This window comes from Burkholderia sp. E168m15 (assembly GCF_016586105.1).
In the GTDB taxonomy this organism is placed as follows: domain Bacteria; phylum Pseudomonadota; class Gammaproteobacteria; order Burkholderiales; family Burkholderiaceae; genus Burkholderia; species Burkholderia orbicola.
This window is the reverse complement of record NZ_BCPO01000084.1, coordinates 1-6,486: the sequence shown is the minus strand read 5'-3', so window position 1 is coordinate 6,486 and position 6,486 is coordinate 1. Positions and strand designations below refer to the sequence as shown.

Sequence of the window (6,486 nt, the reverse complement as noted above, 5' to 3'; positions counted from 1 at the left end):
GCATGCAGCCTGCCGCGCCGGACGCCGCGCCGCCGGAGGCCGCCACCGCGCCGGAGCCCGCCGCGAAATCCGCCGCGGCCGCACCGCGCAAGCCCGCCGCGAAGCGTGCGAAGCCGTCCGGTTCGGCCGCGGAGCGCGCGGCGGCCGCTTCGTCGCCCGAAACGCGTCCGCCGAAGCGCTCGACGTGATGCGGCGCAGGTAGCAGGTCGATCATGCGACTCGCGCTCGTTCTGATGGGAGGCGGCGCGCGCGCCGCATACCAGGTCGGCGTGCTGAAGGCGCTGGCCGAGATCGCGCGCGAGGCCGATCCGCAGCGGCACACGCTGCCGTTCGCGGTCGTGTGCGGTTCGTCGGCCGGCGCGATCAACGCGACGTCGGTCGCGAGCCACGCAGACGACTTTTCCCATGGCGTGCGGCGCCTGCTCGAATTCTGGGAACCGTTGCGCGCCGATTACGTGTATCGCACCGACTGGCTCGGCATCGCGGCCGCCGGCGCGCGCTGGCTCGCGACGATGACGTTCGGCTGGGCGGCGCGCCGCTCCCCGCGGGGGCTGCTCGACAACACGCCGCTCGCGCACCTGCTGCAGCGCGAGCTGAGTTTTCACCGGATCGAGCAGATGCTCGAGGCGCGCCTGCTGCATGCGCTCGCGATCACCGCGCTCAGCTATTCGAGCGGTCGGCACCTCACGTTCTACCAGGCGGCCGAGCCGATCCAGGCGTGGCGGCGCGCGCAGCGCACCGCGCGGCTCGTCGACCTGTCGGCGTCGCACCTGCTCGCGTCGTCGGCCATTCCGTTCGTGTTCCCCGCCGTGCCGCTCGTGCTCGACGGGCAGATCGAGTACTTCGGCGACGGCTCGATCCGGCAGATCGCGCCGCTGTCGCCGGCGATCCACTTCGGTGCGGACCGGATCGTCGTGGTCGGTGCAGCCGATCCGCGGCCCGAGATTCCGGCCGCGAACGGCGCGGGACGGGCCCGTGGCTATCCGAGCCTCGCGCAGATCGGCCAGCAGGTGCTCGCGAGCGTGTTCCTCGACTCGATCGGCTCGGACATCGAACGGATCGAGCACATCAACCGGATGATCGAGCACCTGCCGCACCAGGTCGAGCTCGACAGCGGCTGGCGGCACGTCGACGTGCTCGCGATCGCGCCGTCCGAGCGCATCGAGCTGATTGCCGCGAAGCACCTGAAGCAGATGCCGGCGACGATGCGCGGGCTGCTCGGCGCGATCGGCGGCAGCCAGCCGGCCGGCGCGTCGTTCGCGAGCTACCTGCTGTTCGAGGAGGCGTTCACGCGCGAGCTGATCGAGCTCGGCTACCGCGACGGCCGGGCGCAGCGCGAGACGCTCGCCGGCTGGATCGCCCAGGCGGACGGCAGCAGCGCACCGGCGGCCGGCACGCCGCCGGAAGGCGGCCTCGCGGCCGGCGAAATACGGGTCTGACACGCGCAGGCGCAATGTAAGGTTGCGTTTTCGCGACGGTCAGGCGCGACCGATCGCCGCACCGCGGTTGGCGGCGCGCGACCGGGCAGGCGTCTCGGAACCGTCATGCACGCGTGCTATCATGGCCGCCGCCGTATACACCATATCGAGCAGCCCGCCGATCCGGCATCCGCACGGGACCTTTCGGGGAACCCGCCTGGGGCAGGGGACGGGCGCGCCAACGAGCCGGCCAGCGCCGGCCCCCACTCAGGCAAGCGCGACCGGCCTCCGTCGGAACGGAGCGGGTTGCGACATGCCCAACGGCGGCAACGCGGCCGCCCGGCCGCCGGACGAGGAATCAGCGTCCGGCGGGCCGGTTTCCCGCGTAAAATTAGAGTCTTGGCTGCAAAAAGCGCGCGTGGCGCGCTGGCGCGGCAACAGTCACGTTTAGAGAAGTCGCATTGCGCAGAACAGGGGTGGGACCATCATGAACACCATGCTTTATCCGGAACTTTACAGGTCGCTCGAAGCTGTCCGCTGGGACATGGAGAAGGACATCCCGTGGGACAAGTTCGACGCTTCGCTGCTCACCGACGAGCAGGCGAAGACGATCAAGATGAACGCGATCACCGAATGGTCGGCGCTGCCCGCGACGGAAATGTTCCTGCGCGACAACCAGCACGACAGCGACTTTTCCGCGTTCATGAGCGTGTGGTTCTTCGAGGAGCAGAAGCATTCGCTCGTGCTGATGGAATACCTGCGCCGCTTCAAGCCCGAGATGGTGCCGACCGAAGAGGAGCTGCACGCGGTGCGCTTCCAGTTCGATCCGGCGCCGCCGCTCGAGACGCTGATGCTGCACTTCTGCGGCGAAATCCGTTTGAACCACTGGTACCGCTGCGCGGCCGACTGGCACACCGAGCCCGTCATCAAGCAGATCTACGAAACGATTTCGCGCGATGAAGCGCGTCACGGCGGCGCATATCTGCGCTACATGAAGAAAGCGCTGAACAACTGCGGCGACGTCGCGCGTGCCGCCTTCGCGAAGATCGGCGTGCTGATGGCGTCGGCGCGCCGCACCGAGAAGCCGCTGCACCCGACCAACCTGCACGTGAACCAGGCGCTGTTCCCGCGTGACACCGTGCAGTCGCGCCTGCCCGATCCGGAATGGCTCGAGCGCTGGCTCGACGAGCAGATCCGTTTCGACGGCGAGTGGGAGAAGAAGGTCGTCGAGCGGATTCTGCACAACCTGTCGATCCTGTTCGAGCGCACGTTCGCGACCGCGCAGGAACTGAACCGCTACCGCAAGGAAGTCACTGGCCGCCTGCAGGCCGAAAGCGGCCCGTCGTCGGCCGCGCAGCCGGCCTGAAGCCGGCAGGTGCCATTGCCGGTGCGAGTCGTGTCCGGTTCGCGCCCGGCTCGCGGCACCGTGTCGCGCTCGTCGCATGAAGCCCGCCCGGCCGGTCCGGCGGGCTTTTTATCGGGTGCCGCCGTCGCGCGCGCCGTCGTTCATCCCGTCCGATCTCCATCATGTCCGCCACTTTCGAACGCAAGCTGATCACCCGTGATGCCCTCGTCGCGCTGCGCGCATCGCTGCCGTCGCCCGTCGTGTTCACCAACGGCGTGTTCGACATCCTGCATCGTGGTCACGTCACGTATCTCGCCGATGCGAAAGCGCTCGGCGCCTGCCTGATCGTCGGGGTGAACAGCGATGCGTCGGTGCGCATGCTCGGCAAGGGCGACGACCGGCCGATCAACCGCGAAGAAGATCGCGCAGCGCTGCTCGCGGCGCTGGAAAGCGTCGACTGGGTCGTGACGTTCGGGGAAAAGACGCCCGTGTCGCTGATCGAAGCCGTCCGTCCGGACATCCTCGTGAAGGGCGGCGATTACGACATGGACGCGCTGCCGGAATCGGCGCTCGTGCGCGGCTGGGGCGGCCGGGCGCTGGCGATTCCGTTCGAGCACGATCGCTCGACCACTGCACTGCTGAAGAAGGTGCGCGCGCAACAGCCGTGAGCGCGACGCAGCGCCGTCACGGGGCGGACGCCGCGAGCGGTGCGGCCGTGACGGCCGGCGCCGCGATCGGGCCGCCGACGACCGGCTGGTCGGTCGCCCGCACGAGCGGTGTCACGCGCAATGCGTCGGGCCGCACCTGCCGCGACAGCACGCCCGGTTCGCGCGGGCCGGCCGCGGGCAGCGGCCCGAACATGCCGCGCGCTACCACGAACGCGAGCATGTTGGCGAGAAAGAGAACAGCGATCAGCCAGCGCAGCATCGTCGAAACTCCTTGTCGTCATTGACGTGATTCACGTCGTTCAGTCGAGCCGGCCGCATGGCCGGCTTTTTTCATGGCTTTCGTTGACCGTTCGTGCGGGCCGCTGGCGCGGTACCGCGCGTATTGCCTCGCGGCGTGACGTGGGCCGGCCGGGCTCACTTTGGCCTGCGTCGCGACGCGCCGGCGCGATGCCGACGCTTTTGCGTCAATCCTGCGTCGTTGCCGGGGCGGCCGCGTCTGTTGCGATCAGCGCGAGCCCGGACAGGATCAGCGCGTCATGCCGCGTATGCGCGACCGTCAGCGCACGCGCGACGTCGTCCGCCGCACCGCCTGCCAACACGAGCCGCACGGGCGCCTGCCACGCCGCGACGAGATCGCGCCACGCGCGTTCGATCAGGCCGGCCTGCGCGTACAGGCAGCCGGCCGACAGCGAGCGTGGCGTATCGATCTGGAACGGTTCGGCCTGCGCGCCCGCGAGCAGGCCGCTGGCGATATCCGTGGTCAGCGTCGGTAACTGCGCGGTGTGCGTGCCGAGCGCGCGCATCATCAGCGCCCAGCCCGGCGCGATCAGCCCGCCCGTGAAGCGGCCGTCCGCGCGCAATGCCTCGAGCGTCGTCGCGGTGCCGAACGTCGCGATCAGCAGATGCTCGCCGGGAAACGCCGCGTGCGCACCGATCAGGCCGGCCCACCGGTCGCTGCCGAGCTGTTCGGGCGTCGTATAGCCGTTCGTCACGCCGCATTGCACGGGCCGCGAGCGGATCGTCGTGCGCGGCAGGCCCGGCCAGCGTGCGTCGAGCAGCGCGTCGAGCCGTGCGGCCACGTCGGCGCCCGCGACGTTCGAGATCCACGCGCCGCGCGGCCGCGGCAGGTGCGACCAGTCGGGATCGGCGCCGCCGTCGCGCGTATGGCCGAACGCGCCCGTGTCGACGAGCGAGCGCCGCGCGTCGGCGAGCGCCCACTTGATCCGGCTGTTGCCGGCGTCGATCAGCAGGTGCGGTTCGCTCATTGCGCTTCGCGCAGCGACACGTCGCCGGCCGCGATCGTTTGTATGCCGTTCGGCGTGTCGAGCAGCAACTGGCCGGCCGCATCGATGCCCGTCGCGATGCCGCGCGCGCGTTCGACGCCCTGTTCGAGCAGCACGACTTCACGGCCCGCGTACGCGTGCAGCGCGTGCCAGCGCGGCAGGAACGGCGCGAGGCCGTCGGTGCCGAACTGCGCGAGCGCGGGCGTGAGCGCGTTCAGCGACGCGGCGAGCGTATCGGTGAGGTTCGCCGACGCGCACGCGATCGACAGCGCGGCGGGCGGCAGGCCGCTCGCGAGCGTCGCTTCGCGCGCGCGCAGCGCGTCGACCTGCGCGGCCACGGCTTCCGCGCCGCGCACGTTGATGCCGAAGCCGATCACGACGGCGGTGGCGTCGGCGGTGGTCCAGACGGTTTCGATCAGGATCCCGGCGAGCTTGCCGACGATGCGCGGCGTGCCGTCGTCGTCGGCCGTCAGCAGCAGGTCGTTCGGCCATTTGAGCGCGACGCGCGTGCGGGCGTCGAGCGGCAGCGTGGCCAGCCCTTCGGCGAGCGCGACGCCGATCGCGATGCTGAGGCCGCCGAGCGCATCGACGGCGCGCGGCACGATGCAGCCGACCGAGCACAGCAGCGCATTGCCGGGCTGCGCGAACCACGGGCGGCCCTGCCGGCCGCGGCCGGCCGTCTGCTCGAACGCGACGCGCACGAGCGGCGCGGGCAACGCGTTCGCGCTGCGCGGCAGCGCCTTGAGCCGGGTCGCGACGTCGGCGTTGGTCGAGCCGGTGGCGGCGACGATGTCGAGCGGCCACGCGCGCGGCGCGGCGTCCAGGTGCGCCTCGAGCCGGTTGCGCGCGATGTGCGCGTCGCCGGATTCGGGCGTGTCGGAGGAGGTGGGGGCGTTCATGGCGCCTATTGTAGCGACAGGGGGCGTTGGCGCGCGCCGGAGGGCGCGCCCAACCTGCAGGACGACACGGCGTGGCTTAGCGCTGCATCTCTATCCGCGCTCCAGCGCCTTGATGTCCTCTTCCGACGTCATCTTGCACGCGAGCGGCGTCCTGCCCTTCAGCGCCGGGCCTTGGCGGGTCGAAACGAGGATTGGTGCGCCGCCGACGGCTCGCAGAAGACGCATACGACGCAACCACCGTTCGGCCAGGTCACGCTCGTGCGCTCCCCCAGCCGAACGGCCGTCACGGCGCGACGACCGGATGCTTCAGCGCATGCGCGGTCTCGATCCACTGCGCGTGGAACTCGTCTGCGTCGGGCCGAAGCCCGAGTTCGCCGTTGCGATAGGCCATCGCGAGCGTCTGCACGGCTTCCGGCAGCTCGTGCTCGGCGGCGCGGCGATACAGCGCGAGCGCACGCGCGTCGTCGCGCGACACGCCGCTGCCGTCGCGGTACGCGTTCGCGAGCATGAAGTCGGCGGCCGGGATGTCCGCGCGCGACGCGATGTCGAACCAGTGCGCGGCCTGCACCGGGTCGGCCGCGATGCCGTAGCCGCTGCGATAGATCAGCCCGAGGTAGTACGCGGCCGCCGGGTCGCCCTGTTCGGCCGCGGCGCCGAGCAGCGCACGGGCGCGCGCATAGTCTTTCGGCAGATCGCCGCTGCCGAGCAGCAACGCCTTGCCGAGCGCAAGCTGCGCGCGCCGCGCGGCCGGCGCGTCGGCCTTGCCCTCCGCCGCCGCGGCGTTTCCAGCCAGCCGCGCCCCTCGTCGCGCAGCCCCCGGNTTCGTGCGCATCGACGAGCGCGATGCCGAGCGCCGCCTGCGCCGGCGCCCGA

General features: G+C 71.0%; 6 protein-coding genes and 2 pseudogenes. 4 read left to right on the top strand and 4 right to left on the bottom strand.

What is annotated here, in order from left to right:
• The 4 genes and pseudogenes from JMF86_RS35055 to rfaE2 form a co-directional block, all read left to right on the top strand.
• Nucleotides 1-188: pseudogene (locus JMF86_RS35055) on the top strand (alginate biosynthesis protein AlgP); the annotation flags it as partial.
• Nucleotides 189-212: 24 nt separating this feature from the next.
• Nucleotides 213-1,439 (top strand): patatin-like phospholipase family protein, encoded by a 1,227-nt coding sequence (locus JMF86_RS14500; protein ID WP_011694424.1) that lies wholly within the window; start codon nt 213-215, stop codon nt 1,437-1,439.
• A 466-nt stretch (nt 1,440-1,905) separates the two neighbouring features.
• Nucleotides 1,906-2,784, top strand: coding sequence for a diiron oxygenase (locus tag JMF86_RS14495; RefSeq protein WP_011353352.1), 879 nt, complete (start codon nt 1,906-1,908; stop codon nt 2,782-2,784).
• Between the two features lie 161 nt (nt 2,785-2,945).
• Nucleotides 2,946-3,431, top strand: coding sequence for a D-glycero-beta-D-manno-heptose 1-phosphate adenylyltransferase (gene rfaE2 / locus JMF86_RS14490; RefSeq protein ID WP_006477674.1), 486 nt, complete (start codon nt 2,946-2,948; stop codon nt 3,429-3,431).
• 16 nt (nt 3,432-3,447) lie between these two features.
• Here rfaE2 and JMF86_RS14485 read toward each other — a convergent pair whose 3' ends face one another.
• From JMF86_RS14485 to JMF86_RS14470, 4 genes and pseudogenes are all read right to left on the bottom strand, one after another.
• A complete protein-coding gene (locus JMF86_RS14485) occupies nt 3,448-3,690 on the bottom strand; it encodes a hypothetical protein (RefSeq protein WP_054928085.1) in 243 nt (80 codons plus the stop codon).
• A gap of 205 nt (nt 3,691-3,895) precedes the next feature.
• Nucleotides 3,896-4,696 carry a type III pantothenate kinase gene (locus JMF86_RS14480; RefSeq protein WP_054928084.1) on the bottom strand — a complete coding sequence of 267 codons (801 nt, stop codon included), beginning with the start codon at nt 4,694-4,696 and terminating at the stop codon, nt 3,896-3,898.
• Complete coding sequence (locus tag JMF86_RS14475; protein ID WP_054928083.1) at nt 4,693-5,613, bottom strand: biotin--[acetyl-CoA-carboxylase] ligase; 921 nt, start codon at nt 5,611-5,613, stop codon at nt 4,693-4,695. The genes JMF86_RS14480 and JMF86_RS14475 overlap by 4 nt, the downstream gene beginning before the upstream one ends.
• 283 nt (nt 5,614-5,896) lie before the next feature.
• Nucleotides 5,897-6,486, bottom strand: a pseudogene (locus JMF86_RS14470) (tetratricopeptide repeat protein); the annotation flags it as partial.